The 25,827-nt window shown below is 61.7% G+C and carries 18 protein-coding genes and 2 pseudogenes; 6 read left to right on the top strand and 14 right to left on the bottom strand.

The genetic code is table 11. The annotated features are described in order from the left end of the window. Nucleotides 1–6: 6 nt before the first annotated feature. The 8 genes and pseudogenes from ACZY0R_RS40950 to ACZY0R_RS40915 form a co-directional block, all read right to left on the bottom strand. Complete coding sequence (locus ACZY0R_RS40950) at nt 7–756, bottom strand: electron transfer flavoprotein subunit beta/FixA family protein (protein WP_488867225.1); 750 nt, start codon at nt 754–756, stop codon at nt 7–9. 104 nt (nt 757–860) lie between these two features. Further along, nucleotides 861–1,055, bottom strand: a pseudogene (locus ACZY0R_RS40945) (4Fe-4S dicluster domain-containing protein); the annotation flags it as partial. Between the two features lie 143 nt (nt 1,056–1,198). Then, complete coding sequence (locus ACZY0R_RS40940; protein ID WP_488867223.1) at nt 1,199–2,989, bottom strand: acyl-CoA dehydrogenase; 1,791 nt, start codon at nt 2,987–2,989, stop codon at nt 1,199–1,201. A 234-nt stretch (nt 2,990–3,223) separates the two neighbouring features. After that, nucleotides 3,224–4,171, bottom strand: coding sequence for a 3-hydroxyacyl-CoA dehydrogenase NAD-binding domain-containing protein (locus ACZY0R_RS40935; RefSeq protein WP_488867221.1), 948 nt, complete (start codon nt 4,169–4,171; stop codon nt 3,224–3,226). After that, entirely contained in the window at nt 4,168–5,058 is an 891-nt protein-coding gene (locus ACZY0R_RS40930; protein ID WP_488867219.1) for an NHL repeat-containing protein, read from the bottom strand. The genes ACZY0R_RS40935 and ACZY0R_RS40930 overlap by 4 nt, the downstream gene beginning before the upstream one ends. Beyond that, the gene (locus ACZY0R_RS40925; RefSeq protein WP_488867217.1) at nt 5,055–6,281 is read right to left on the bottom strand and encodes a CaiB/BaiF CoA transferase family protein; all 1,227 of its coding nucleotides are present in this window, start codon (nt 6,279–6,281) and stop codon (nt 5,055–5,057) included. The genes ACZY0R_RS40930 and ACZY0R_RS40925 overlap by 4 nt, the downstream gene beginning before the upstream one ends. Nucleotides 6,282–6,293: 12 nt before the next feature. Beyond that, complete coding sequence (locus tag ACZY0R_RS40920; protein ID WP_488867215.1) at nt 6,294–6,491, bottom strand: hypothetical protein; 198 nt, start codon at nt 6,489–6,491, stop codon at nt 6,294–6,296. Between the two features lie 396 nt (nt 6,492–6,887). Continuing rightward, entirely contained in the window at nt 6,888–7,157 is a 270-nt protein-coding gene (locus ACZY0R_RS40915; RefSeq protein ID WP_488867346.1) for a hypothetical protein, read from the bottom strand. 356 nt (nt 7,158–7,513) lie between these two features. On the opposite strand from ACZY0R_RS40915, the gene ACZY0R_RS40910 reads away from it, so the two are divergent. The 3 genes from ACZY0R_RS40910 to ACZY0R_RS40900 all read left to right on the top strand — a co-directional run bounded on the left by ACZY0R_RS40910 (nt 7,514) and on the right by ACZY0R_RS40900 (nt 10,606). Then, on the top strand, nt 7,514–7,897 hold the full coding sequence (locus ACZY0R_RS40910) for a response regulator transcription factor (RefSeq protein WP_488867213.1): 384 nt from the start codon (nt 7,514–7,516) through the stop codon (nt 7,895–7,897). 184 nt (nt 7,898–8,081) lie between these two features. Then, nucleotides 8,082–9,971, top strand: coding sequence for a PAS domain-containing sensor histidine kinase (locus tag ACZY0R_RS40905; protein WP_488867211.1), 1,890 nt, complete (start codon nt 8,082–8,084; stop codon nt 9,969–9,971). Further along, on the top strand, nt 9,968–10,606 hold the full coding sequence (locus tag ACZY0R_RS40900) for a response regulator transcription factor (RefSeq protein ID WP_488867209.1): 639 nt from the start codon (nt 9,968–9,970) through the stop codon (nt 10,604–10,606). The genes ACZY0R_RS40905 and ACZY0R_RS40900 overlap by 4 nt, the downstream gene beginning before the upstream one ends. A 302-nt stretch (nt 10,607–10,908) precedes the next feature. Here the strand turns inward: ACZY0R_RS40900 and ACZY0R_RS40895 are convergent, their stop codons facing one another. Both ACZY0R_RS40895 and ACZY0R_RS40890 read right to left on the bottom strand, forming a co-directional pair. Continuing rightward, on the bottom strand, nt 10,909–11,175 hold the full coding sequence (locus ACZY0R_RS40895) for a hypothetical protein (RefSeq protein WP_488867207.1): 267 nt from the start codon (nt 11,173–11,175) through the stop codon (nt 10,909–10,911). 575 nt (nt 11,176–11,750) lie between these two features. Further along, a pseudogene (locus ACZY0R_RS40890) lies at nt 11,751–12,014 on the bottom strand (lecithin retinol acyltransferase family protein); the annotation flags it as partial. Between the two features lie 73 nt (nt 12,015–12,087). Here ACZY0R_RS40890 and ACZY0R_RS40885 point away from each other — a divergent pair. Beyond that, on the top strand, nt 12,088–13,113 hold the full coding sequence (locus ACZY0R_RS40885) for an IS1595 family transposase (RefSeq protein WP_488867205.1): 1,026 nt from the start codon (nt 12,088–12,090) through the stop codon (nt 13,111–13,113). Here the strand turns inward: ACZY0R_RS40885 and ACZY0R_RS40880 are convergent. After that, entirely contained in the window at nt 13,110–13,379 is a 270-nt protein-coding gene (locus ACZY0R_RS40880; protein WP_488867203.1) for a lecithin retinol acyltransferase family protein, read from the bottom strand. The genes ACZY0R_RS40885 and ACZY0R_RS40880 overlap by 4 nt on opposite strands. A gap of 727 nt (nt 13,380–14,106) precedes the next feature. Between ACZY0R_RS40880 and ACZY0R_RS40875 the strand changes: the two genes are divergently transcribed. Continuing rightward, entirely contained in the window at nt 14,107–14,574 is a 468-nt protein-coding gene (locus tag ACZY0R_RS40875) for an MEKHLA domain-containing protein (protein ID WP_488867201.1), read from the top strand. A 318-nt stretch (nt 14,575–14,892) separates the two neighbouring features. Here the strand turns inward: ACZY0R_RS40875 and ACZY0R_RS40870 are convergent, their stop codons facing one another. Next, nucleotides 14,893–15,114, bottom strand: a complete 222-nt coding sequence (locus ACZY0R_RS40870; RefSeq protein ID WP_488867199.1) for a hypothetical protein — start codon at nt 15,112–15,114, stop codon at nt 14,893–14,895. 27 nt (nt 15,115–15,141) lie between these two features. Between ACZY0R_RS40870 and ACZY0R_RS40865 the strand changes: the two genes are divergently transcribed. Then, nucleotides 15,142–22,194 carry a PAS domain S-box protein gene (locus tag ACZY0R_RS40865; protein WP_488867198.1) on the top strand — a complete coding sequence of 2,351 codons (7,053 nt, stop codon included), beginning with the start codon at nt 15,142–15,144 and terminating at the stop codon, nt 22,192–22,194. A 33-nt stretch (nt 22,195–22,227) separates the two neighbouring features. On the opposite strand, the gene ACZY0R_RS40860 is transcribed toward ACZY0R_RS40865, so the two are convergent. Both ACZY0R_RS40860 and ACZY0R_RS40855 read right to left on the bottom strand, forming a co-directional pair. Next, nucleotides 22,228–23,706 (bottom strand): MdtP family multidrug efflux transporter outer membrane subunit, encoded by a 1,479-nt coding sequence (locus ACZY0R_RS40860; RefSeq protein WP_488867344.1) that lies wholly within the window; start codon nt 23,704–23,706, stop codon nt 22,228–22,230. Beyond that, entirely contained in the window at nt 23,706–25,811 is a 2,106-nt protein-coding gene (locus ACZY0R_RS40855) for an FUSC family protein (protein WP_488867196.1), read from the bottom strand. The genes ACZY0R_RS40860 and ACZY0R_RS40855 overlap by 1 nt, the downstream gene beginning before the upstream one ends. Between the last annotated feature and the right edge of the window lie 16 nt (nt 25,812–25,827).

The raw sequence follows: 25,827 nt of genomic DNA, 5'->3' as shown, positions 1-25,827 counted from the left end.
CCTCTATCAGAGAACCTTCGCGTCGGTCTTCAGCTTCTCCACCAGCGTCTTCACGTCTGGTACTTTCACGCCTGCGCTGCGCTTGGGCGCCTCGGTCACTCTCAACGTCTTCAGACGCGGCGTGATGTCGACGCCGAGGTCTTCAGGCTTGATGGTCTCGATCGGCTTCTTCTTCGCCTTCATGATGTTCGGCAGCGTCACGTAACGCGGCTCATTTAGGCGCAGGTCGGTCGTGATCACGGCTGGAAGCACCACCGACAGCGTCTCCGTGCCGCCGTCCACCTCGCGCTCCACGACTGCACGACGGTCAGCGATCGCTACCTTCGAAGCAAAGGTAGCTTGCGGCAGGCCCGCCAGCGCGGCAAGCATCTGGCCGGTCTGGTTCGAGTCGTCGTCGATCGCCTGCTTGCCAAGGATCACAAGCAGCGGCGCTTCCTTGTCGAGCAGCGCCTTGAGGAGTTTTGCCACCGCCAGCGGCTGCAACTCTTCGTTCGACTCGATCAGAATGGCCCGATCCGCGCCGATTGCGAGCGCCGTGCGCAGCGTCTCCTGCGCCTGCACCACGCCCGCCGAGACGGCGATCACCTCGGTTGCCACGCCCGCTTCCTTCAAGCGCACAGCTTCCTCAACTGCGATCTCGTCGAACGGGTTCATCGACATCTTTACGTTTGCGATGTCGACGCCCGTGCCATCCGATTTGGCACTCACTTTTACGTTCGCATCGGCGACACGTTTGACTGGTACGAGAATCTTCACGACATACTCTCCTGGATCGTTTAATGCCGGTTCGCTGCCGAATGACGCCCGCGGGACGCCGATTTCATTTGAGCGCCGGAGCACAGGGTATCGGGCTCCTTCCTTCACATGTTCGGATAATTCGGCCCCCCTCCTCCCTCAGGCGTAACCCACACGATGTTTTGCGTCGGGTCCTTGATGTCGCAGGTCTTGCAATGCACGCAGTTCTGCGCATTGATGACCAGGCGATCGCTGCCATCCTCGCTCTTGACGAACTCGTAGACTGCCGCGGGACAATAGCGGCTTTCCGGGCCGGCATAGGGTACGACGCCGTCATCGTGGGCGGCGGCCCAGCCGGCCTTGCCGCGGCGATCCGCCTTAAGCGTCGCGTGGGCCGTACTGCTCGATCCATCGTGCGGAGGGGCTTTCTGCCCCGATTACGGTCGCCATCCTAACGCTCCCGTCAAAACTGATCATCCGCAAGGGCCAACACGGCTTCCGAACCGTCCGCGCCCGTGATCGATGCCTCGAGCGCAACCGCTTGCGGCAGCAAGTATTCGGCGAAGAACTGGGCGGTCGCGATTTTCGCTTCGTGGAATGAGGGGTCATCAGACAGCTTGCGCGAGGCGACGAGCATGGAGCGGGCCATCTGCCACCCGCCCAGTACAATACCCGCAAGCTTCAGGTACAGGACGCTGCCGATGAATACCGCATTCGGATTGTGCAGCGCATTCGCGACAACAAACTCGACTACCGCCTTCAGCGAGCGCTGCCCCTGCGCGAGATGCTTGTACATCGACTCGAACGGTTTGCCCTGCTCGGCACGCAGCTCATCGATCGTCAACCCGATTTGGGCCAACAACGCGTGCGCGACCGCACCGTGGTCGTGTAGCGTCTTGCGGCCAACGAGATCGTTTGCCTGAATCGCGGTCGTGCCTTCGTAGATCGTGAGGATGCGCGCATCGCGGTAATACTGCGCCGCGCCTGTTTCTTCAATGAAGCCCATGCCGCCGTGGACTTGCACGCCCAGGCTCGTCACCTCAAGCGCCGATTCGGTACTCCAACCCTTCACGACTGGCACGAGAAATTCATAGATCGCCTGGTGTTCGGCACAGGTTGCCGCATCCTGGTGACGGTGCGCGATATCGGCGTGCGCAGCCGCTACGTACGCAAGGGCGCGGGCGGCTTCGGTCAGCGCGCGCATTGTCGCGAGCATTCGCCGAACGTCGGGATGTCGGATGATCGCCACGGACTGCATGGCCGAGCCGTCCACCGGCCGGCTCTGCACGCGCTCTTTCGCATAGGCGGCGGCCTTCTGGTAGGCCGCTTCGCAAAGGGCAATCCCTTGCGTACCGACGCCAAAGCGCGCCGCATTCATCATGATGAACATATACTCGAGGCCGTGGCTCTCCTCGCCAACGAGATAGCCGAGCGCGCCGCCATGATCGCCGAACTGGAGCACCGCCGTCGCGCTTCCCTTGATGCCGAGCTTGTGCTCGATCGACACGCATTGCACATCGTTGCGCTCGCCGAGCGAGCCGTCGTCGTTCACGAGGAACTTCGGCACGATGAATAGCGAAATTCCCTTCACGCCTTCCGGCGCATCCGGCGTGCGCGCCAGCACGAGATGGACGATGTTCTTCGCCATATCGTGCTCGCCCCATGTGATAAAGATCTTCGTGCCGAAGAGGCGGTACGTACCGTCTCCCTGCGGCTCGGCGCGAGTGCGTACCAAGGCGAGGTCGGAGCCTGCCTGCGGCTCGGTGAGGTTCATCGTGCCGGTCCACTCGCCCGAGACGAGCTTCGGTACAAAGCGCTGCTTCTGTTCTTCGCTGCCAGCCGTCAGCAGCGCTTCGATCGCGCCGTCGGTCAGCATCGGGCAAAGCGCGAACGCCAGGTTGGCCGCGTTGGTCATCTCAAAGTATGGCGTCGCAATCAGTTGAGGCAACCCCTGGCCGCCGTACTCGACCGGGTGCTTTACACCCTGCCATCCGCCGGATGCGAATTGACGGAGCGCATTGGCAAAGCCGGGCGGCGAGGTGACTGTACCGTCCTTCCAGGTGCTCGGATGCGTGTCGCCTACAGCGTTAAGCGGCGCAAGCACGTCGCCGCATAGTTTCGCGCATTCTTCGATGACCGCCTGCGCAGTTTCCAGCGTGGCGTCCTCGAAGCCGGGCAAGGCGGACACGCGCTCGAGTCCGGCGAGCTCTGACATGGTGAACAGCATGTCTTTCACGGGTGCGGTGTAACTCATTGCTATGCTCCAATCTCTTTCGTGTTTAGAACCACTCGTGGCTAATGGGGACGCACACGCGAGCGAGCAGCGTGCGGTCATGCCGCATGCAGGGAGCCAAAGGCCCTGCGATCGCTAGACCTCGGCCGCCGCTTCTCGATCAACGCGCTTGTGCCATCGAGCTTGTTTTCGGTTGGTGCGCACGGACGACCACGCGACGGGTCGCGACTTGCGCCGCCACGGTGTCCGCCACGCTCAGCTGCGCCCGGATCGCAAGCGAAGCAGACCGACCAGCATCTCGTTTTCCGCCTCCGCCAACTGTGCGACCGAACGCCCGGCGGCCTCTTGCTGTACTTCGTCAGCCAATCTTTGTTTGAACTCGGGGGTAAGCCGCGGAGTCCCGAGTTCCTTCCACAGAGCTTCAAGCACGGGGGGCATCAGATGGTCAATGAAATGCTGGATGCCACCGGCGCCACCGGCGAGGTGGAACTGAAGGCTTGGCCCCATCACGCCCCAGCGAAGCCCCGGCCCCCAGCTCACCGCGTCATCCGCGTCAGCCGCGCTGAGCACCCCCTGCTCGACGAGATACAACACTTCGCGATACAGCGCCGACTGGAGTCGGTTCGCGACGTGCCCGGGGACCTCCTTGCGCAAGAGAATCGCCCGCTTACCGATGGACTTATAGAACGTCATCGCCTTTTCGATGGCCGCCGGCGATGTCTTTGCACCGCCCACAACTTCAACGAGCGGCACAACATGCGGGGGATTGAACGGATGTCCGATGACGCACCGTTCCGGATGCTCACACTTTGACTGAACAGCACTCATGGTCAGCGACGAGGAACTCGACGCGATCAGTGAATCGGGCGGCGTCACGGCGTCCATCTCAGCGTAGAGCTTGATTTTGAAGTCCAGCCGTTCCGGACCGTTCTCCTGCACGAAGTCGGCCTTCGCCAGCGCTTGCTTCATATCGGGCGTAAACTCCAGACGGTCACGCGAAGCACCGGGAGTCAGCCCGATGCGCGTGAGCACCATCCAGGCATCGTCCACGAACTTGCGCAAGTTGGCTTCCGCGTCCGGCGCCGGATCGGTCGCGATCACGTCGAAGCCGCTGGCCAGGTACTGTGCAGCCCAGCTGGCACCGATGACTCCGGTGCCAACGATGGCAATGCGGCGAATAGGTTTGTCAAAGTTCGTCATCATTTCTCCGTCGGAGTGATTTTCGCGTAGGCCACGCCCGTGAGATTTCCCTGCATGTAGGCCAGTACTCGTTTCGGCGACCCATTGAGTTCAGCGGAGTAGACCGAGCCGCCCAGGTCGGTCACGAACATGCGATTGCCCGGAACGTCCAACGCAAGGCCGATTCCCTCCATCAGATCGTTCAGCACGATTTCCTGGGTCGGCTTGCCGTCAATGGATGTGCGGCTCACAGTGTTGCCGCGCGGGGGATCGCCGCGATCGGTCCAATACAGATGGCGATTCTCCAGGTCGAGCTCCAGATCGATCGGCTCCGGCAGTCCGTCGAACAAAGCGGTAATATCTTGACGATTGGCGGCGTTTTGTCCCGAGGGAATCTCGAGATTCGCGCGGAAGATGCGGCCGCGTTCGCCATTGTCCGGGCCTTTTTGCGTCCAGTAGACGTGCCGCCGCTCAGCGTCAACCGTAATACCCACACACCAGTTCGACGGATCTGCGCGGTCGCCATCGCCGCGGCCGGCTTCCACGAGCGTTTCGATGTGCGAGCCATCGAGATTCGAGCGCATGACCCGCATGCCTTCGCGATCCGACCAATAGAGCTTGCGATTTTTGCTATCGAGATGGATCTGCTTCGGCGTGTAGGTGGCGCCCTCGGGAATGATCGTCGTGCGGTTACGACCGTCAAGATCCGCGCGTTCGATCATCCCATCGTTGCGATCGGGAACACCCATATCCGTCCAATAGACATGCCCCTTCTCCAGATCCAACACGATGCCATCCGGGTGGCGGCATCCCGTGACCAGGGTCTTCAGATCAGAGCCGTCCGGATTCATGGAGAAGATTCGGCCGCCGCTCAAGTCAAGTACGAACAAGCGACCGGCTGATTGATTCATCGCTGCTCCTCCTTCATCTTCCCAAGGGCACCGCTCGACAGCAATGCATCGATATCCCTCGCGCCGAAGCCGAGGTCCTTCAAAACATCCTCGTTGTGTTCGCCAAGAGACGGGGCGCGCCTGGCCGACACCTTGCTTACGCCATGCACTTGTATTGGACTGCTGATGGTGGAAGTCAGGTTGCCGGGGGCGCCTTCGAGTGGAACGACAATGTCATTGAGCCGAAGCTGTGGGTCGTTGATGACTTCTTGCGGACCGCGCACGACGCCGAACGTAACGTTGACGCTTTCGAAGATCTGCTGCCAATGCGTCATGGGTTGCGCTGCGAACATGTCATCGAGAATCGCCGTCAGCTGGTGCATGTTTGTCATCAACTTCGCAGGATCCGAGAACCTCGGATCCGTCAAAATGTCTTTGCGGCCCAGAGCTTGCGCCACCTCCTGGAACTTGTCCGGCATGACGATGAGAACGAACCAGGTGTCATCGGCAGCGCGGTACACGTTCAGGGCCGCATTGGCGGGATGCTTGCGATCGTGCAGCCCATAGAACGTCGCCCCGCACAGTGCGGCCTGGATCGAAACGCTCGCGGCCCAGACGCCCTCCGCAAGCAGTGATGTCGTGACGTACGAACCTTCACCCGTGCGCTCCCGGCGATAGAGCGCCGTGACGATGGCAGAATACAGGCCCACGGCGGTCGCATTGTCACCGCTGCCGGCCACCGGCCAGGTTGGCGGGGCGCCGGCATCGCGTGTCATGGACAGCAATCCGCTGCGCGCCCAGTAGGAAGTGATGTCGAAGCCCGGCAGGTCGGCGTCCGGCCCTTTTTCGCCGAAGCCCGTCACATCCGCATAGATCAGGCGGCGGTTGTGTTGCACCACGTCGTCATATTCGAGCTTCAATCGATTGCGTGCGGGGTGCGGCGTGTTGACAATGAACACATCAGCCCACTCGATAAGGCGCTGCAGGACCGGCTGAGCACTCGAAGATTTCAGATTGAGTGTGATGCCGCGCTTATTGCGGTTGGCCAGGTGCCAGGCATAGGGATCCTTCGCCTGTGGCTGCGGCGGTAGCTCATGGGCATGTCGCCAAAGATCTCCCGCCGGAGGCTCCACCTTGATGACATCGGCACCGAAGTCGGAAAGGATGACCGCGGCACTGGGACCTGCGATGAAGCTGGCGAGGTCCACCACCTTCAGGCCAGAAAAGATATTGTCACTTGCCATAGTTTTTTCCTGTTAATAGTCGTCCATGGTGTACGGGCTCAGCGCCCCTGAAAGTGAGCGGTGCGTGCCCTGGCTCAGCGCATTGAGAACCTTGGGCCGATTCAATGTCACGTAGCCGATGGGACCCTTCTTCTCGTACAAGACATTGGTCAGCGTCCCTGCACGCTCGACCTGGTCAGCAGGTGTCAAGGGGAGGGCAGAAACAGCCATGGATGTCTCCTGTGTTGAAACGCGAATCACGAGTCGCGGACGGATCAACGCTTCGTGTGGACGACTGCCGGGCGACAGCGCGACGCGTCGTATGGCGCCGTTCGCAACTGCGGGCACTTTGGATGGATGGGTCTGAGTCCCCGGAACAACTGGGAATGGGTTTTTTTGCCATCAACCGCATCGGATGACGCGCGGGCCCAATGTGTCTCGCCGAGGCGGGTATGCCGAGCGCGGCACGACCTCGGCACATCCAGAGGCCCACCAAAACGACTTCTAAAACCGAACGCATGCCATGCCAGTCGATTGAGACAAAGGACGCTAATGCAATCCAGCAATGTATCGACGGGTTCCTCGCAATTCGTGCTAAGACCCCTCGCACAGCTGGAAAAAAAATGCTCATCCTTGGATCGTGTCTGACTCGGTCACGGCTTCAAGCTGGTTGGATGGTAGATACAAAGACGAAGCTTCGCTATTACATATAGCTGGAGTGTCGGCATGGACCAGGTGGGTCCATTTACAAATGTCGTAGGCAGCCAAGCGTGTTGGCGCCCGTCCCGGCCGTCGTGATGAAACAGCACTATCGATTTCGATAGCGCATCTTCCAAGCTCAAGCCGCGAGGCGAGGCCGAAACCCGTGAGCCGAACTTCACCACCGTCGGGATTCACCAGGATGTTTGCCGGCTTGACGTCCTTGTGCACGAGCCGTCCCTGATGGACGCTGCACCCTTCTCGATGCTCCCGCCTGGAACACCGCAGCACTGCCAAGGGCACGCCATGCGGTGACTCCAAGTGTGCGGACAAACACTATTGCCGGGCCAGTGCCTCCATGGCAGGCGGAACGGCGCTGATAAAGTGCCGCCGACCAGATACGTCGGGAGACGCAGCGGCCGGGGCGCAGCCAATACCTATACCTTCATGTAATTCCACCCGGCAAGCAGCGCACATAAGATACCGGCATAGGATGTGGATCCCGCCCACGGTCGGTGCGCGGACCCGTTGCTCAGCTTGGCAGAGGTAGTCGCTTGTACAACAATCAGACAGTAGCGATCGTCGACGACGACGAATCGGTCCGCTTGGCAACATCAAGCTTGGTCCGCTCGCTCGGCTGGGAAGCCCGCCCGTTTTCCTCGGCGCGTGATTTCCTGGATTCTGGCAGTGCCGCCGAGGTGGCGTGCGTGATCTCCGATATCCAGATGCCGGGCATGACCGGCCTTGAAATGCAAAGGGCGCTCGCCCAGGCCAACGTCCTCGTACCGGTGATCTTTGTCACGGCCTTCTGTACCGAGGCCATCCGCAAGCAAGCGCTGGAGTGCGGGGCAAGGTCTTTCCTTTGCAAACCCGTCGATGGCGCCGCAGTATGTGAATGCCTGGAGCAGATAACGCGCGAGTCGGCCCTCGAGCTGTAGCAGTTGCACGAGGGAGGAGAGGCAGTGAAGGCAATCGGACGGACGCAATGAGCATTGGTCCGCGCGCGCCGATGCCTGGCATCGGCATGCAAGGCGAAGCGCCAGATTACAACCCATGCCGGCCGGCATGGGTTTCGCGCATTGGCATGCCGCCAGCGCGAGGAAACCATGTCATCGAGCCCCCATGAAGCGAGCGCGTCGTTTTCCCTTCCCGTCTGTCTTCGGCTGGGCCGCCAGCCCCGAGAGGTCCGGCATGACCGAGTCATTCCCCGCCATCGGCCCGGCACGCCCCCGCACGCGAGCGCAGTCGCTGGTCGCGCTGGTGCTCGCGCTGGCCGTCTTCCTGTTCGATGCACTGACCCCGCTGGATATCGCCATTGCCGTACTTTACGTGGTGGTGGTACTGCTGGTCGCGCTGGGCGGATCGCGGCGGAGAACCCTTGCCGTGGGTGTGGCCTGTGTTGTCCTGACGCTGGTCGGGTTCGCGCTTTCTCGGGACTTTAACGACAGTGCCGGCTCGCTGGCGCGCTGCGTATTCAGCGTGCTGGCGATCACGATTACGTCGCTGCTGGCGATTCGCAATCTGGCCAGCACGGCGCGCCTGCGCGAGCAGATCCAGATGCTCAACTTGACGCATGACGCCATCGTCGTGTACGACATGAACGACAGCGTCACTTTCTGGAACCGCGGCGCCGAGGAGGTCTACGGCTGGGTTGCGGATGAAGCCATGGGCCAGTCGGTCCACCGGCTGACGCAGACCCGCTTTCCCGTCCCTGTGGAACATATCCGAGCCGAACTGCTGCGGACCGGACGCTGGGACGGCGAGTTGCAGCGCACGCGCCGCGACGGCAAGCCGCTCACCATTTCCAGCCGGTGGGCGCTGTGGCGAGACCAGTCCGGCAAGCCGGCCGCCATCCTCGCTACGAGCAACGACATTACCGAACGCCACCAGGCCGAAGCCGCGCTGACACGCAGCGAGGCCTTCCTCGCCGAGGCGCAGCGGCTCAGCAAGACCGGCAGCGTGGCGCTGAGGCTGCCGGAAGAGGAAATGACCTGGTCGGACGAGGCCTACCGCATCCTGGGCTACGATATGGGCGTACAGCCCACCTCCGATCACCTGTTGAAGCGGACACACCCGGACGACCTGGCGCTGGTACAGGAAGTCCGCGCGCAGATCCGGGCGGGTGTGCCGCGCATCGACGTCATGCACCGCTTGCTGATGCCGGACGGCTCGGTCAAGCATGTGCACCTGGTGGCCAGGCTAACCACCGCTGCCGCAGGCCAACTCGAGTATGTCGGAGCCCTGATGGACGTGACGGAGGCCACGCTGACGCAACAGGCGCTGCAGCGCTCGCTGACCGAACTGGCCCATGTCACGCGCATCACTACACTGGGCGAACTCGCTGCCTCGATTGCCCACGAGGTCGCCCAGCCGATCGCGGCCATCGTCACCTGCGCGGATGCCGCGCTGCGATGGCTGCACCGCCCGCAGCCTGACATCGACGAAGCCACGCGATCGATCCGGCAGATGATCTGCGACGCGAAGCGCTCCAGCGAGATCATCCGCCAGATCCGTGCGATGGCCCAAAAGCGCGATCCCAGCTATGCCGAAGTCGATCTGAACGCGCTGGCGCGAGAATCGGTGGAACTGCTGCGCCGCGAGCTGCAGGACCATGGCATCGAAGCCATGCTGCAGCTGGATGAACCGCCTTCGCTGATCCGCGGTGACCGCGTGCAGCTGCAACAGGTGCTGGTCAATCTGGTGGTGAACGCCGTGCAGGCGATGGATTGTATGAGCGGCCGCCGGCGCCGCCTGTGGATCAGCACCTGCCAGGTCGAACCGGAGCAGGTGAAGCTGACGGTCCGCGATTCAGGCAACGGGTTGCTCGCTGGGGATGCCGAGCACCTGTTCAACCCATTCTTCACCACCAAGGCGGATGGCATGGGCATGGGCCTGTCCATCTGCCGTTCGATCGTCGAAGCGCACGGGGGCCGGATCTGGGCGGAATCCCCGGATGACGGTGGCGCGTCGCTGCAAGTGGTGCTGCCGATTCAGCACGAGGAAGGACAATGAGCAATAAGCCAGGTGGCACTCCCGTTGTCTACGTGGTGGACGACGACGATTCCATGCGGGCGGCGCTCAGCATGCTGCTGCGTTCCGTCGGCCTGCACGTCGAGGCCTTCGCCTCGGCGCAGGAATTCCTCGCGCACAAGCAGGCCGACGCGCCGAACTGCCTGGTGCTGGACGTGCGCCTGAAGGGCCAGAGCGGCCTGGCGGTTCAGGGACAGATTACCGCGGGCGGCATGCCCATCCCCATTGTCTTCATGAGCGCGCACGGCGATGTCGCCATGACCGCGAAGGCCATGAAAGCGGGTGCCACCGATTTCCTGGCCAAGCCATTCCGCGACCAGGACATGCTGGATGCGGTCAGCAGCGCGCTGGCGCGCGACGAAGCACGCCGTACCTCCGACCAGTCTGGCGCAGACCTGCGCCGCCGCTATCAATCCCTGACGCCGCGCGAGCGCGAAGTAATGGCGCTGGTAGTACGGGGCCTGATGAACAAGCAGATAGCCGCTGGGATGAACCTGAGCGAGATCACAGTAAAACTCCACCGCGGCCAGGCCATGAAGAAAATGGGATCCAGGTCGCTGGCGGACCTCGTGCTCAAGGCCGAAGCGCTTGGCGTGGTCTCCGGCGCGCTCTCCTGAAGCGCGCCTATCGCTGGCACTGGCACGCTGTCAAAGCGGCGCCCACAACGCGACGACCGCAGCCATCGCGCAACTGGCGGCACACATGCCAAGCCACCCTGCCGTCAACAGGACATGCCTGCGGCTGCCGGGGCACGGCGGTGTTGAATCTCCGGGCACACCGGAGACGAACCTCGTCTCCGCCGCTTCGCCGACGCGCGTGGGCTCAAGCATCAGAGCAACGTTGTTCATCACGGACCTCCGTGGGTGGAATTGCCGCCAGGAAACAGGGGCTGCCCGCGCGGTGATGGGCAGCCTTGGTATCAGCCTTGCGCCGTGCCGTCGAACGGGCGGGACGTCCCTTCCAGGCGGGCGCCCTCGGTATAGGGGTCGAACTTGCGGTCAGTCTGACCGCTGCGCGCACCATCCGTGAAGGAGTCGTGCTTGCTCTTGACGTTGACGTCGTAGCCGTACCGGTCTGCGCTGTCGGGGCTGGTACGCGGGTCGGCAGCCTGGGCCAGGCTGGTGGACAGGATGCTCGCGCCGATGAGGCCGGCGAAGGCAAGGCGGAGTTGGGTGCGTGTGGTCATGATTTACTCGGGTCTGTGGTCGATGGGCCGGTACTGACCTCCGGCAAGCAGAACATGGCGTTGCGGATCGCGCCTTGCTCCGTGGAACTGCACGGACCGGGTGCGATGCATGCCTTGCTATCGGGATCGTCGAGCGGGCTCGATTTCCCTAGCTCGAAGCATAGGTGCGACGGTGCGCGCGCGCCTCTATGCGTGGGTTGGCTTTTGCTAGCGCATCAGCTAGCTCCAAGTCATACCTTGGTTTAGGTGGCGCTGCCTGAAAGCGCCATGCCCATGCCCTGCCGGGATACGTGGGGACAGGCCCGCCGATGCCGCGATACACCGGGGTATGAAGCGGTCAAACCAACTGGCGCGTTTGGCTACCGTTTGTAGGTCTGGCGATGCCCGGGGTGGCGATCTACCTTGAAGGCGTCGCTCCTACCACGACTTTCCCCCGGCCACTAGCCCGCTGGCCCTACGGCGAAGCTGCGGTGCTGACCGATGGAAGTGGGCTTCCCCCGCTCTCCCGGACACATCAGATGCTCAAAGCGCGACGCGCCAGGGACAGCCCCACAACTACCGGCAAGAATCGATCGTCAGCTCACCCAAGGCCCGGTGCGCCGCATCGGCCATGCCGCCGCAAGGAATGCAGTGAACAGCCATAACGCGGTCCGAATGGCCGCGCGCGGGTCGATGAAGCATGCAAGCACCTGTTCGCTACGGCCTTCCCCATAAAGGCACCAGGCGCAGAAGTGCTCACAGTTATTGGTCAGCACCCTGTAGCGATTCTCGCCTAACCGCGAGCGTGCACGCCGCACGGCTTCGTGCCTGACATACACCGGATCAGCACTTGGTTCGATCCGTGCTTATCCGGTTGTCTCCCAAGCCCTCTACCGATAGTATGTTGGGCATCTGTGCCAACCCGGGGCAGCCATGGTTATTGATGTGCTTGACCGAGGCGATCTGCCGTTTCCGGGCTCGCTGCCGGAGTTTCAGCGGATGTTTCCAGACGAAGCGGCATGCATGGCCTACCTTGAGCGCGCTCGATGGAGCGATGGGTTCATTTGTGACCACTGTGGCTTGCTTGGTGAGCCGTACCGCTTTGCCAATCGCCCCGGCGTTTTCCGTTGTCGCCATTGCACACGCGACACGAGCCTCACTGCTGGCACCGTCATGGAGCGCACGCACACACCGCTGTCGGTTTGGTTCTGGGCGGCGTATCCGGTCGCCAGTCAGACGCCTGGCATGTCGGCAGTTCAGTTCCAGCGCCAACTCGGCCTGTCGCGTTACGAGACCGCCTTCCAGATACTCCACAAGTTGCGCGCCGGCATGGTGCGCCCCGACCAGGATCGGATTGGTGGCAAGCCTGAGGAACACGTCGAGGCCGATGAGGCCTACGTCGGTGGGCGTACTCGCGGCAAAGGCAGGGGCGTGCACCACATGGTTCTTGTGGCCGGCGCTGTCGAGGTTCGGCAACGCAAGCTTTCCGGCAGCCGCAACAAACGCAAGAGCGGACGGTATGCCGGACGAGTTCGGCTCGCTCTGGTTCCTGACCGAAGTGCCCGGTCGCTGGGCGGATTCATCGAGCGTACCGTTGCACCCGGGGCAACCATCATCACCGACGACTGGGGCGGTTATGCCAAGCTGGGCGAGCGCGGCTATGGCCATATCGCCATCGCGCAGCGCGGTGACATGCAAGTGGCCGAAACCTTCCTGCCGATCATTCACCTTGTGTTCTCCAATCTCAAGACCTGGCTGCGCGGTATTCATCACGGTGTCAGCCCGCAGCACCTACAAGCCTATCTCAACGAATTCACCTTCCGCTTCAACCGCCGTTTCTATCCCTTCAACGCGTTTCGCTCCCTGCTCGGCATCGCTGGTGACGTCACCGCGCCGACCTATGCCGAGCTCTATGGAAAAAAATCGCTACCCACTACATCTAGTAGGTTTGGGAGCTAACCGGATAAGCACGGTTCGATCAAGACTTCGTATCCGGCGGCGAAACGCGTGAGGCTGACTTCCTCGACCGGGCCGCGACGCAACGACCCGGCAAGTCCAGCGTAATGCACAACTTTGCCGTCGCCTACATAGATGCCATGGTGGCTGTAGCCGTGGCGCGGAGTGATGAGATTGGCACCGAGCGGCGGTTCCGTGCCGGCATCTGGATAATATCGTGTCAGGAGCGCCTTGGCAGTGCGACCTTGGTCGGAGGTTGGCTGGCCCATATTTGAATGTCCCAAGCAGTCAGGTGAGTTTGACTGAAGCCTAAGCCCGGCAATGCATTAATGACAATTAAACATTTTTGTAATGAACATAAGTTTTTATTTATGCAATGCCTATTGCTACTGGATCTGGGATGGACCATCGGCGGTGCCCGGTACTCCACTGCGTATCCACATCGAGGTGCGCGGTCCGCGATGGAACAGCGAGCCTGGCAAGGCAGTGCGTTGGCGCATTGGTCTGCCTGGGCGAGCCCTTCGCGATCGCCGGCCTGTGGCGCGCGTGGCCGGACAGCGCGGTGTCCTTCACGAGGCCAACGCTCAACGCCGACAATCACCCACACGCTCATGCGCTCATGCGCTCATGCGCTGACCGGCCGACACCTGCGACGGCGTCCACACCCAGAGCGCCTGGGAGAACTTCCGGATCAGCGGCACCCCCAGGCGCTGCGGGACGAAACGGTGCCCCGAAGCACTGCTCCAGCCGCGAGCCGATAATTTCGGCGGCAAGCCATAAACGGGGGTGCCTCCAGTTTCATGTAATAGCCGTCCGACCTCCTGCCGGCTACCATCAAGACCGGGTAGCAGGCAACTCGGCTCCAGATCAACTTTCTCAAGGGTCTAGCTGCCGATTCTCCGGTTGCCCGAGGTGAATTGAAGCGAGGGTCACCATAGCAGATGCAGTATCGTAAGCGTTATGGTCTTACAAAAGTCCCCCATGATTTCCGTTGCAATGTCTCAGACAGTCCCACTCCACAGCAACCCGGCGTTCTACGAGCTCCTCGCCGACAGCTACGCCCGGCTGCGCCGTCAACCGCTGGTTCCTCAGGGTATGCCGGTGTCCGAGGCTACCAAATGGCTCTATGAGTGCGCCCCGTTCGCGGTGCTCGCCCACAATACCGATCCCGACCCGCTCTTTATCTACGGCAATAAGGCCGCTCAGCGCCGCTTCGGATATGGCTGGGATGAAATCACCCGCTTGCCGTCGCGGCTCTCAGCCGAGCCCCAGAATCGCGAGGAGCGGCGGCAGTTCCTCGCGCGTGTACAACAGATCGGCTACGAAGCTGGCTACAGGGGCGTGCGCATCACCAAGTCAGGCCAGCGCTTCATGATCGAAGAGGCCACGCTGTGGCAACTCCTGGACACGGATGGGAGAGGGCACGGCCAGGCGGTCGTCATCCCGCGCACGCGGGACATCTGACCGGCATTCCGGCTGATTCTGCGTCGGACCTAAAGGTCAAACAGGTAAAGGAGGTTACCCTGGCGAACTTCCGCAATAGCTGGCACAAGGCATGAAAAGCACCATTTGTGGACGCACCGCACCAGTGTTGCGCTATCCAATCTTGGCATCACCACCGCACTAATAATGATGCTTGTTGGAGTAGGATGCCGCTATCAGAATAGCGGCACGTAATCCTGACGAGAACTGGCATCGCAATCGACACGCAGCTCAGGGCGAAAAAGATGTGCATTGTAGAGAACCCGGTTGGGCCAACCAACATGAGTGTACTTGGATGGCTCACATTGAATTCTCTGATGCTCGTTTCTCCAGCAGTAACGAGTCGATCGCAGTTGCTCGATCGTCGCCAGCCAGCCTGGCCGCGCGCAACCTTCGAGCGCTTTCGTTGGCCACAATGACGACCTCACTCATGAAGGTGTCATAGGCCGGCCGCTCACCACCCGGGCAAGGACCAGAATCGACCAGCATTCCATGAACTCGATTGAACTCGATGCGGTTCACGCCCCGTGGCTCCACGAGCGCGTCCGAATGGCCCTTGCTCCCGAAGATGACGGCTGCAAGCCCCTCGAGAGTCTCCTCGATGCACCGATGGACTCGGGGACCTTCCTGCGCCTCGCTATTGGCATCGCGTCGGCCTTGGGCGAAGTCCACCAGGGTGGGCTCGTGCACAAGGACGTCAAGCCGGCCAACATCCTGGTGAATCCCGACAGTGGTGAAGTTCGGCTCACGGGTTTCGGCCTCGCCTCGCGGCTTGCGCGAGAGCGTCAACGATCCGAGCCGCCCGAGTCCATCGCCGGTACGCTCGCCTACATGGCGCCTGAGCAGACCGGGCGCATGAATCGTTCGGTCGACTCCCGCAGCGATCTCTACGCGTTCGGCGTGACGCTCTACCGGATGCTCACGGGAAGTCTGCCCTTCGCCGCCGCCGATCCGATGGAATGGGTACACTGCCACATCGCGAGAGAGGCGGTGCCACCGCAAGAGCGCGTGGACCACCTGGCGCCAGTCCTCTCAGCGATCGTGATGAAGCTGCTCGCCAAAACGGCGGAGGAGCGCTATCAGACCGCGGCAGGCGTTGAAGCGGACCTGCTGCGCTGCCTTGCGCAATGGGAAAGCGAGCGACGCATCGGCGAATTCCCGCTCGGCGAGCGCGACATGCCGGACCAGTTGATGATTCCGGAGAAGCTGTACGGGAGATCGCGTGAGGTCGATACCTTGGTCGCCGCCTTCGAACGCACCATCGAAAACGGGACGCCTGAGCTGGTGCTGGTCTCGGGATATTCCGGCATCGGCAAGTCCGCCATCGTCAACGAGCTGCACCAGGCGCTGCTACCGTCGCGCGGGCTTTTCGCGGCGGGCAAGTTCGACCAGTACAAACGCGACATTCCATATTCGACGCTGGCGCAAGCCTTTCGGAGTCTGTTACGGCCGCTGCTTGGCAAAAGCGAGGCGGAACTGGAACCCTGGCGTGACGCGCTTCGCGAGGCGCTGGGATCGAATGCGGGACTTGTCGTGGATCTCGTTCCCGAAGTGGCGCTCATCATCGGAGCACCGCCGCCAGTCCCGGAGTTGCCTCCGCAAGACGCGCAACGCCGGGTTCAACTGGTGCTCACTCGGTTTATCGGCGTTTTCGCCGGGCCAGAGCATCCACTGGCGCTCTTCCTCGATGACTTGCAATGGATCGACGCGGCGACGCTCGACCTGCTGGTGGACCTGTTGACCCGGTCCCGTCCGCAGAACCTCATGCTGATCGGCGCCTATCGCGACAACGAAGTCAATGCCGTGCATCCGCTGACGCGCAAGCTCGATGCCATCAAGGCCGCCGGCGGAGCGTTGGCGGAGATCAAGTTGGCGCCGCTTGCCCAGGAGCATCTTGAACAGTTGATCGCGGACGCGCTTCGCTGCGGGCCAGAGCGTGCCACTCCGCTCGCGCAACTGGTGCTGGACAAGACCGCCGGCAATCCATTTTTCGCCATTCAGTTCATTACTTCGCTCGCCGAAGAGGGAATGCTTACCTTCGATCACGATGCGGCGCGCTGGTCCTGGGACCTCGCTCGCATCCATATGAAGAGTTATACCGACAATGTGGTGGAGCTCATGGTCGGCAAGCTGAATCGCCTGCCCATCGGAACACAGCAAGTTCTGCAAACGCTTGCATGCATGGGTAGCGACGCGGAACTCGTCCTGCTGGAGACGGTATGCCAGCGGCCGAGAGGCGGATTCCAGAAACGGCTCCGGGAAGCAATTCGAGCAGGTCTCATTTCCTGCACGGAAGATTCCTGCAGCTTTGTCCACGACCGGGTTCAGGAGGCGGCGTACTCCCTGATCCCGGAAGATGCGCGCGCACAGATCCATCTCCGGATAGGCAGGTTGCTCGCGGCCTGCTTGCCGCCGGAAAAGCTGCCGGAGATGATCTTCGAGATCGTCAACCAGCTTAACCGCGGCGCACCGCTCATCACGTCACAGGACGAGCGCGAGAAGCTCGCCGAGCTGAACCTGATTGCCGGCAAGCGCGCGAAGGCCTCGTCTGCCTACGCCTCTGCGCTGACGTATCTCAGCGCTGGCGCGGCGCTGATAGCGGAGGATTCGTGGGAGCGCCGACAGGCGCTTGCCTTCGCCCTGGAACTGCATGGGGCCGACTGCGAGCTCTGGACGGGCGCACTGCCGTCCGCTGAGGAACGTCTCGCGGCGCTTGCAACGCGCGCTGCCGACACGATCCAATGTGCGGCTGTCGCCAGCCGGCGCGTGGACCTATACACGATGCTCGGGGCTAGCGACCGCGCGGTCGCTGTCGGTTTGGAATACCTGCGGCATGTGGGCATCGATTGGGCAGCGCATCCCACCCAACTGGAAGCGTGTCGCGAGTACGATCGGATCTGGACGCTGGTTGGAAGGCGGGCGATCGAGGATCTCATCGACCTGCCGCTGATGAAGGATCCGGAGTCCATTGCTACGCTCGACGTGCTCACCACCCTTGGACCGCCGACGTTGCACACCGACGAGAATCTGTACGCGCTCGCCGTCTGCAGGGCGGTCAATCTCAGCCTGGAGCGTGGCAACAGTGACGCCGCACCTGCGCATTACGCCGCGGTCGGGCTTATGGCCGGTGACCGCTTCGGCCATTACGACGCAGGTTATCGACTCGGAAAGATGGCCTGCGATCTGACCGAACGCCATGGATTGAAGCGATTGGGAGGAAAGACCTATTCGATCTTCGCGCTCGTCGTACCTTGGACACGACCGCTCCGGGAGAGTGTCGCCCCGGCTCGACATGCCCTTCAGATGGCGAACGAGCAAGGTGACCCGACGTTTTCTGCATACGGCTGCCGCAAAATCATTTCCATTCTTCTCGCTTCGGGTGTTCCACTCGATCGGGTTGAGCGTGAAGCCGAGCACGGATTGGAGTTTGCCCGCACGGTGCGTTTTGGATTCGCTGCCGACATGATCTCCGCCCCGCTCGCGCTCGTGCGCACGCTCCGTGGCGAAACCGCGAAATTCGGCTCGCTCGAGGTTGGCCCCACGGAGCGCTCGTTCGAGGCGCGCCTCACCGGTCACCCGGCTCTGGCCTTGCCTGAGAGTTTCTACTGGATCCGAAAGCTGCAGGCGAGCTTCTTCGCTGGCGACTACGCATCGGCTGTTGATGCAGCGGAAGAGGCTGAAAGATGTTTTTCGACGTCAGCGTCGCCTTCGGTCATGCTCTTGGAGAGAGCGGAATACCACCTCTATGCCGCGCTCTCTGGTGCCGCGTGCTGCGAACCCATGGGTTCCGATCCGTATGCAATGCATCGAGACACATTGTCGGCCCATGCCCGACAACTCCGGGCATGGGCGGAAAACTGCCCTCAGAACTTCGAGGATCGTGCGGCGTTGGTCGCCGCGGAGATTGCGCGCATCGAGGGGCGCCTGCCCGAGGCAATGGATCTGTACGAGCGAGCCATTCGCTCTGCGCGTTCGAATGGCTTCGTTCAAAACGAGGCGCTGTCCTACGAACTGGCTGCCCGCTTCTACGCGGCGCGCGGCCTTGAGGAGATTGCGCATCTCTACCTGGGAAACGCACGACGTGCCTATCTGCGGTGGGGAGCCCATGGGAAGGTGCGGCAACTCGATCAGCTCTATCCGGGGCTAAGGCAAGACGGGCAGGACGATCGTGCCCCGGGCCCCGCGGGCACGATCGACTCGCCGGTTGACGATCTGGATCTCGCCACTGTGATCAAAGTGTCGCAGGCAGTGTCGGGCGAGATCGTCCCGGAAAAGCTCATCGAAACGCTGTTGCGTACAGCCATCGAGCACGCCGGCGCGGAACGTGGGCTGCTGATTCTCCCGCATGACGGCGAATTTCTGATCCAGGCGGAAGCGAAGACTTGCGGCAGCGCTGTGACGGTCAGCCTGCGAGAGACGCCAGCTTCTGCGGACACGCTTCCCGAGTCGGTGGTCCGATATGCCGCGCGTACCCGGGAGTGCGTAATTCTCGACGATACTTCAGTCCCGAGTCCGCATTCCACAGATCAGTACATTGGTGCGCAGGGCGTCCGGTCGGTACTCTGCCTGCCGTTGATGAAGCAGGGTGCGCTGGTTGCGCTGCTGTACCTGGAAAACAGGCTTGCTCCAGGCGTTTTTACGCCCGGCAGGATTTCTGTCCTGAAGGTGCTTGCTTCCCAGGCGGCGATTTCGCTCGAAAACAGTGGCCTGTACCGCGAGCTCCAGAAGCGGGAGGCGGAGATCCGCCGCCTGGTCGACGCTAACATTGTCGGGATCCTGATCTGGGACCGGGAGGGGCGGATTCTCGAGGCCAATGACGCATTTCTGCGCATTGTCGGGTACAAGCGCGAGGATATCGTGACGAGTCGGTTGCGGTGGACCGACCTGACCCCTCCCGAATCACTCGCCCACGAACTTGAACAAGTCTTGCCGCAGTTCGAGTTGACCGGCAGCGTGCAACCCTTCGAAAAGGAGTATCTCCATAAGGATGGTCACCGCGTTCCCGTGCTGGTCGGGGCGGCTGCTTTCGACGACGAACGCAGGCGTGGCGTGGCCTTTGTCGTCGACATGACCGAGCGTAAGCAAGCGGAGCAAGAGCTGCGGCGCAGCCGCCATTACCTGGCGGAGGCGCAAAAAGTCAGCCACACCGGAAGCTGGGCATGGAGCCCTGCCTCTAACGCCATCCTGTACTGGTCGGAGGAGTGCTATCGCATTCTCGGCTACGACCCGGCGCAGGGGATTCCTTCATTCGACTCCGCCGTGGAACGCTTCCATCCAGAGGACCGGCCCAGAGTCCTGGAAGAGCTGGAGCGATACGTGCGCGACGGCGTGGAGTGCGAACAGGAGTTCCGCCTGCTCTTGCCGGACGGCAATGTACGCTATGTCCGCAGCCTGAGCCATCCCGTGCTGGCAGCCTCTGGCGACTTCGCCGAATACATTGGCGCCATCATAGACGTCACGGAGCAGAAGCGCGCGGAGGAGGAGCGCGAGGAACACCTATGGTTCCTCGAGTGCATGGACCGCATCAACCGCGCCATGCAGCGAACGAATGACGTCGAGGGCATGACGCGCGGCGTGCTCGAGGAGGCGTTGGCGATCTTCGATTGCGATCGGGCCTGGCTGGTATATCCCTGTGATCCCGATGCGCCGGCGTGTCGCGCGGTGATGGAGCACACCCATCCTGACTATCCGGGCGCCTTCGCGCTCGACCAGGAGCTTCCGGTGGATGCCCGGGGAGCCGAATTCCTGCGTGACATGCTGCACGCCCCAGGAGCGGTGGTAGATCCAGGCATCCCGCCGGAGATTCGTGACCGATTCAACATCCTGTCGATGATCGCGATCGCGGTTCGCCCCAAGGGCGACCGGCCGTACTTGTTCGGGTTGCACCAGTGCTCGCACTTGCGCTCCTGGACAACCCTGGAGCGGCGGCTGTTCGAGGAGATTGCCAGACGCCTGGAAGATGCGATGACGAGCTGCCTGGCGCACCGCAACCTGCTCGCAAGCGAGGACGCGCTGCGCACAAGCGAAGAACGCTTCCGAACCCTGGTCGACCACGCGACGGATGCCATTTTCATGTACGACCAGGAAGGCATCGTGCTCGACGTGAACGGACAGGCGTGCGAGTCGCTGGGTTATACGCGCGAAGAACTCATCGGCATGCACACCTGTCAGTTCGACCGCGACATCACGCCGGAAAAAGTCCAGTGGATTAAGCAGCGGCTGCAGGAAGTCGGAAGTGTGACGTTCAATGGCCGCCGCCGGCGAAAAGACGGAAGTCTCTTTCCCGTCGAGGTGCGGGCACGGGCGTTCAACCGCGGTGGGCGGCTCTTCGCCATCGCGCTCGCCAGCGATATCACCGAGCGCAGACGCCGCGAGCAGCGCCTGCTCGCGGAATTCAGCGTCACGCAGACGTTGTCGGAAGCGGGCTCGATCGAGGAGGCGGCACCGCGCATCCTCCGAGAAATGTGCGAAGCGCTCGAGTGGGACTGTGGCACAATCTGGCGCGTCGATTCGGAAGCGGGCGTGCTGGCGCACGTGCAATCATGGCCCTCGTCCACCTTCGCGCGTTCCGGCTCCGGGTTAGTGTCGGGAACGAGTGGCTTCGGCATGGGGCTCTCCGAGCGAGTATGGTCGAGCGGCGCACCCGTATGCATCCCCGAAATCGCTCTCAACAGGGAGTTCCCGCGGACAGAATCTGCCGCGAAGGAGGGGCTCCACGCGGCCTTCGCCTTCCCGATCACGCTCAAGAGCGGCGTAGTGGGCGTGATCGAATTTTTCAGCCGCGAGGTCCGCGACGCCGATCCCGAGCTCTTGCAGATGATGACGGCCGTCGGCTGCCAGGTCGGGCAATTCATCGAGCGCACGCGAGCGGAAGACGCGCTGCGACATGCGCGGGAAGAGCTTGCGCAGGCGTCACGGATGGCGACAGTGGCCGAGTTATCGGCATCCATCGCCCACGAAATCAATCAGCCGCTGCAGGCCGTTGTGGCCAACGGGCAAGCGTGCCGGCGCTGGCTCGCTGCCACGCCGCCCGACATCGACAAAGCCCGACTCAGCGTCGAAGCCGTCGTCCGTGATGGAATTGCCACGGCGGACGTGATAAGCCGCATTCGCGCGCTATTCAGGCGCACGGCTCCTGCAAAGGTCGTACTTGAGGTCAATACACTGATACTTCAGGTCTGCACTCTGATGGCTGACGAAATCTACGGGAACGTGATCTCGCTCGAGACCCAGCTAGCCCAAGACGTGCCGATGATCAGAGCCGATGCGGTGCAGATTCAGCAGGTGATCGTCAACCTTGTGCGCAACGCCATCGAGGCAGTGTCAGCAACGGTGGACCTACCGAAGTCGCTATTGATACGCTCTCGGCGCGACGGGGACAGCGTGGTGGTCGACGTTCAGGATGAAGGCATAGGGTCGGATAATCTGGAGACGATATTTGAGCCATTTGTCACCACCAAGGAAGCGGGCATGGGCATGGGGCTGGCAGTCTGTCGGTCGATCGTCGAAGCACACGCCGGCCGTATTTGGGTCGTGCGCAATGAGGGCCGGGGTGTGACCTTCAGCTTCAGCCTTCCGACCGATCCTTCGGATGCAACATGAAATCATGTGGACCGGCCTTCGACCCGTCCCACCTCAACGCATATCGCCTTCCGCCTGGTAGCCGCCGCCCAGTGTTCTTGTCAGCACGATGGATTGCTGGAGACTTTGGGATGTCAATTGAAGCATCGCCACCTGCTCCTGTATCTCTGTCTCGCGTGCCTGCTCCACTTGCAGCCTGTTGGCGAGCCCCCGTGCGTATTGCGCTGATGAACTGTCCAGCGTGAACTGCACCGCCTGAAGTTTCCTCTGCTGCATGGCGGTGCGCTCACCCAGGTCCTTAAGTGCGCTTCCTGTTTGCGCCACATCGCGAACCGCATTCAATACGGCCTGGTTATATTGCAGAATGACGGCATTACTCGCCGCCCTCTCTCCCCTCAGATTGGCGTTGAGGCGACCGCTATCGAACACCGGGAGGTACAGCCCGGGTGCGATGTTGATTTGCTGGCTTGCATGCAGAAAGAGTTGGGAAAGGTCCAGGGCGTTGAATCCGAAGAAGGCTTTGATGTCAAAGCTCGGATAAAACGCCGCTTTCGCCGCCTCTACCTGTTTCAAGGATGAGACGACATACCAATGCAGCGCCTGCAGATCGGGGCGGCGTGCAAGGAGCTGAAAGCCGAGACTTGACGGTACCCCCGTTGCCACAACCGGGAGCGCCTTGGGCGCAATGTCCACGGGTTCGCGTGAATCCGCGCCAATCAAGGCACGCATTGCCTCCTGTCCGTTTGTCACCTCATCAGATGCCTGCGAGATCTTCTGTTCGACAGAGAGTAGCTTAGCCTCCGCTTGTTTGGCGGTAGTCTCGGGTTCAAGCCCGCGCGCAATCTTCGAACGGTGGGCATCGACCTCAATGGCGATGGCGTCGCGCTCCCGTTTCAGCAGATCGATGGCAGACAGCGCGGTCTGCACGGAATAGTAGAGTCTCGCGACACCCGTCGACAGTTCGAGCGCAACCTGTGCTGTCTCGGCTTTCTGTGCGTTCTCAACGCCAATGGCCGCGGCAATCTCCGCTCGATGCCGCCCCCAGATGTCCAGGTCCCACGCGCCCCCTAATCCGATGAGCCCCGTCGTATACCAGGGGCCGTTCGCTCCGATAGCCGGTTCAAATCCTGAATATGCGCTCAGGAAACCGTGGGATGAGACGCGCTCACGGTCGATAGACCCGATGGCGCTGACCTGCGGTCCGGATGCAGCTGCCACCAGTTCCGCCCGCGCTTGAGCCTGTGCCACACGCTGATGTGCTAACGCCATCGTCGGTGAGGCCGATAGTGCGCGGTCGATGAAGGCAGTCAGTTGCTGGTCATCATATTGCAACCACCATTTCTCAGACGGCCAATCGCCTGCGGTCAAGTCCAGTTGTCGCGGGACCTCGACCTGCGCTGCATCCACCTGCTGAACCGGAGCGCTGTCGTGGTGAATCAACGCGCAGCCGGCCAATACCGTAACGCTTGCCATGGCAAGACAACGCAAATGACGAGAGAGACTACCCCGCGGGGCCGGCGACGTGGAATCCATCATTGTGCACGCACGCTGGCTGGAAGACCCGGCGAGCGAGAGCCAGCCTCCCCAACCCACTCCGGCAGGCCCGACACCGCTTGCAGTACGCGATTGACCTCGGCACTCAACTCCGCGACGTTGCCCTCAGCGCCCTCTTCCAGTCCGCTCCCGACCAGGTATGCCTTGGGGCCCGTCAGCTTGGTGGGCCTTGCGCAGGGCGTCGGTTCCTTCAGCCCCGTTGCATACGCCATGATTGCCGAGCCGGCACTCGACGCGAAGTCGCGTGCGGCATCGCTGAGAAGCGTAGGTATCCTGCCGCCGGCGACATCAAAGGCGCTCCGCAGGGCGTCCGCGGCAAGCAGCAGCTCTCGCGCGGCCACAAGCACAGAATTTGCGCGCAACGCGACGCGCTCTTCTTCGCCTTCACGCCAGGTTGGCTCAAGCGCGACCCTCAATAGCATACCCTCGCAGTCGTTGAGCGCAGCCCATGCCGCCATTCGCTGCTTCCCAATATCCGGGCTATCTTCGGCGACTGTCGGATGCCCGAGACTCTGCAGCAGCCTGGCCGTTGAAAGGAGACTGGCCGAGAGCCGGCGCCTGAGCAACGCCGCCTCACCTTCCGGCCAGAGGCTCATCTGCATAAAGGTGGCGACTACTATGCCCAGGAAAATGCCAACCATGCGGTCCCGAATCTCTGTCAGCTCGAACGTGGGGGCGAATTGCTCAAGGAATGCCAGCGAGAATGTGAACAGGATCTGCGCGCCCGCGTAGCTGATGCGCTCCGAGCCAGCTGCCACCCACGCTCCGATAAACAATACCGGCAGAACGTTCACAATCAGCGCCGCAATGCCGTCAATTCTTGGGAGAATGAATACTATCTCGAACAGCGCGAGCAGACTGCCGATAGCGGCGCCCCAAAATCGCAGCAATGACCGTCGGCTTGACGCTCCGAGGCTGGGCTGTGCCACAATCAGACACGTCAGCATCACGGTATGGGCACCTTGCCAGTCGGTGGAATTGTAGAAGAGATAGCACACCAGCACCGCCAGCAAGGTCTTGAGTGCAAACTCTGCGTATACCGGATTATTAAAGGCGTCCGGTGCGAGTACAGGCTGTCTCGGCGGCTTGTGCATGGCGTCGTCCTGTGCCACCGTGAAGGCGTCGAGTTCCAGAAAAGCGCGACTCATCGCCACCAAGGCCCAGGGAAATCCAGCGGCAGATGTCGAGCCAACGGCGGGGTTCCTTCGCTCTTCTGCAATGGAAAAGGGTTCGTCCCTACCGATCGCGCCGGCCAATGATCCGCACGCCTTGTGCAAGGACCTGACCCTATCCTCGAGCATCTCTGAGACGAACGAAGTCTGCCGCAAGTTTGACGCGGCGACATAGAGGTTCGAAACCGTCGTGACAGTCGCAAGATCGCGGGCCTCGGCAATGCCATCGCGCCTTCCGCGCATTGCTGTAAATCTCAGCAGCTTCTGGAGAGCCGTCGTGGTGCCCTCTACGTCCTGCGCAGTAATGGATCTGGGCGCAGATGCACCGCCAAGCAATGCACCCAATCTGGCCTGCACTACCATGAGCTTCGAAACCAACATCTGACGCAATTGCTGTCGAGGTTCAGCCGGCAAAAGTAATGTGTTGATGATGAGCGTGAGGGCTATCGGGTAGCACACCGATACCCATACCCAAAGAATTGCCCGGATAAGCGCTTCCGCATTCGGCGTTACGTCGACAAACGACTGGACGTAGATGATTACGATGGCGCCAATGAAGAAGACAATGCCAAGCTGGAAGACCCGCATTCCATAGACACAGCAGAAGAATATCAGGCTGGCAAATACGATTCGTAGCAGCGGATAGTCGAAGGTGAACTTGAGCAGAAGAATTGAGCTGCTCAATGCAATCGTGGCTCCGGCAAGAAACAGGATTCCCGTTATCCTGGTGAGGACGACATTCGACTGCGTTGCAAAGAACGTCACGAGAATCGACAGCGCGAGAAACGGCACCTGCAGCGTCATGGAAATGACGATCACAATTGCAGCGCTGGCTACGCAGCGTAGCGTGACGTTCATCCGGCCGGGGAACGGGGTAAGCTCGTCACGCAGAAATTGCAGAAAGCGATTCATGTCTCAGCACGCCTGT

The organism is Cupriavidus sp. F041 (assembly GCF_057814235.1).
This window is presented reverse-complemented; position numbering and strand designations above follow the sequence as displayed.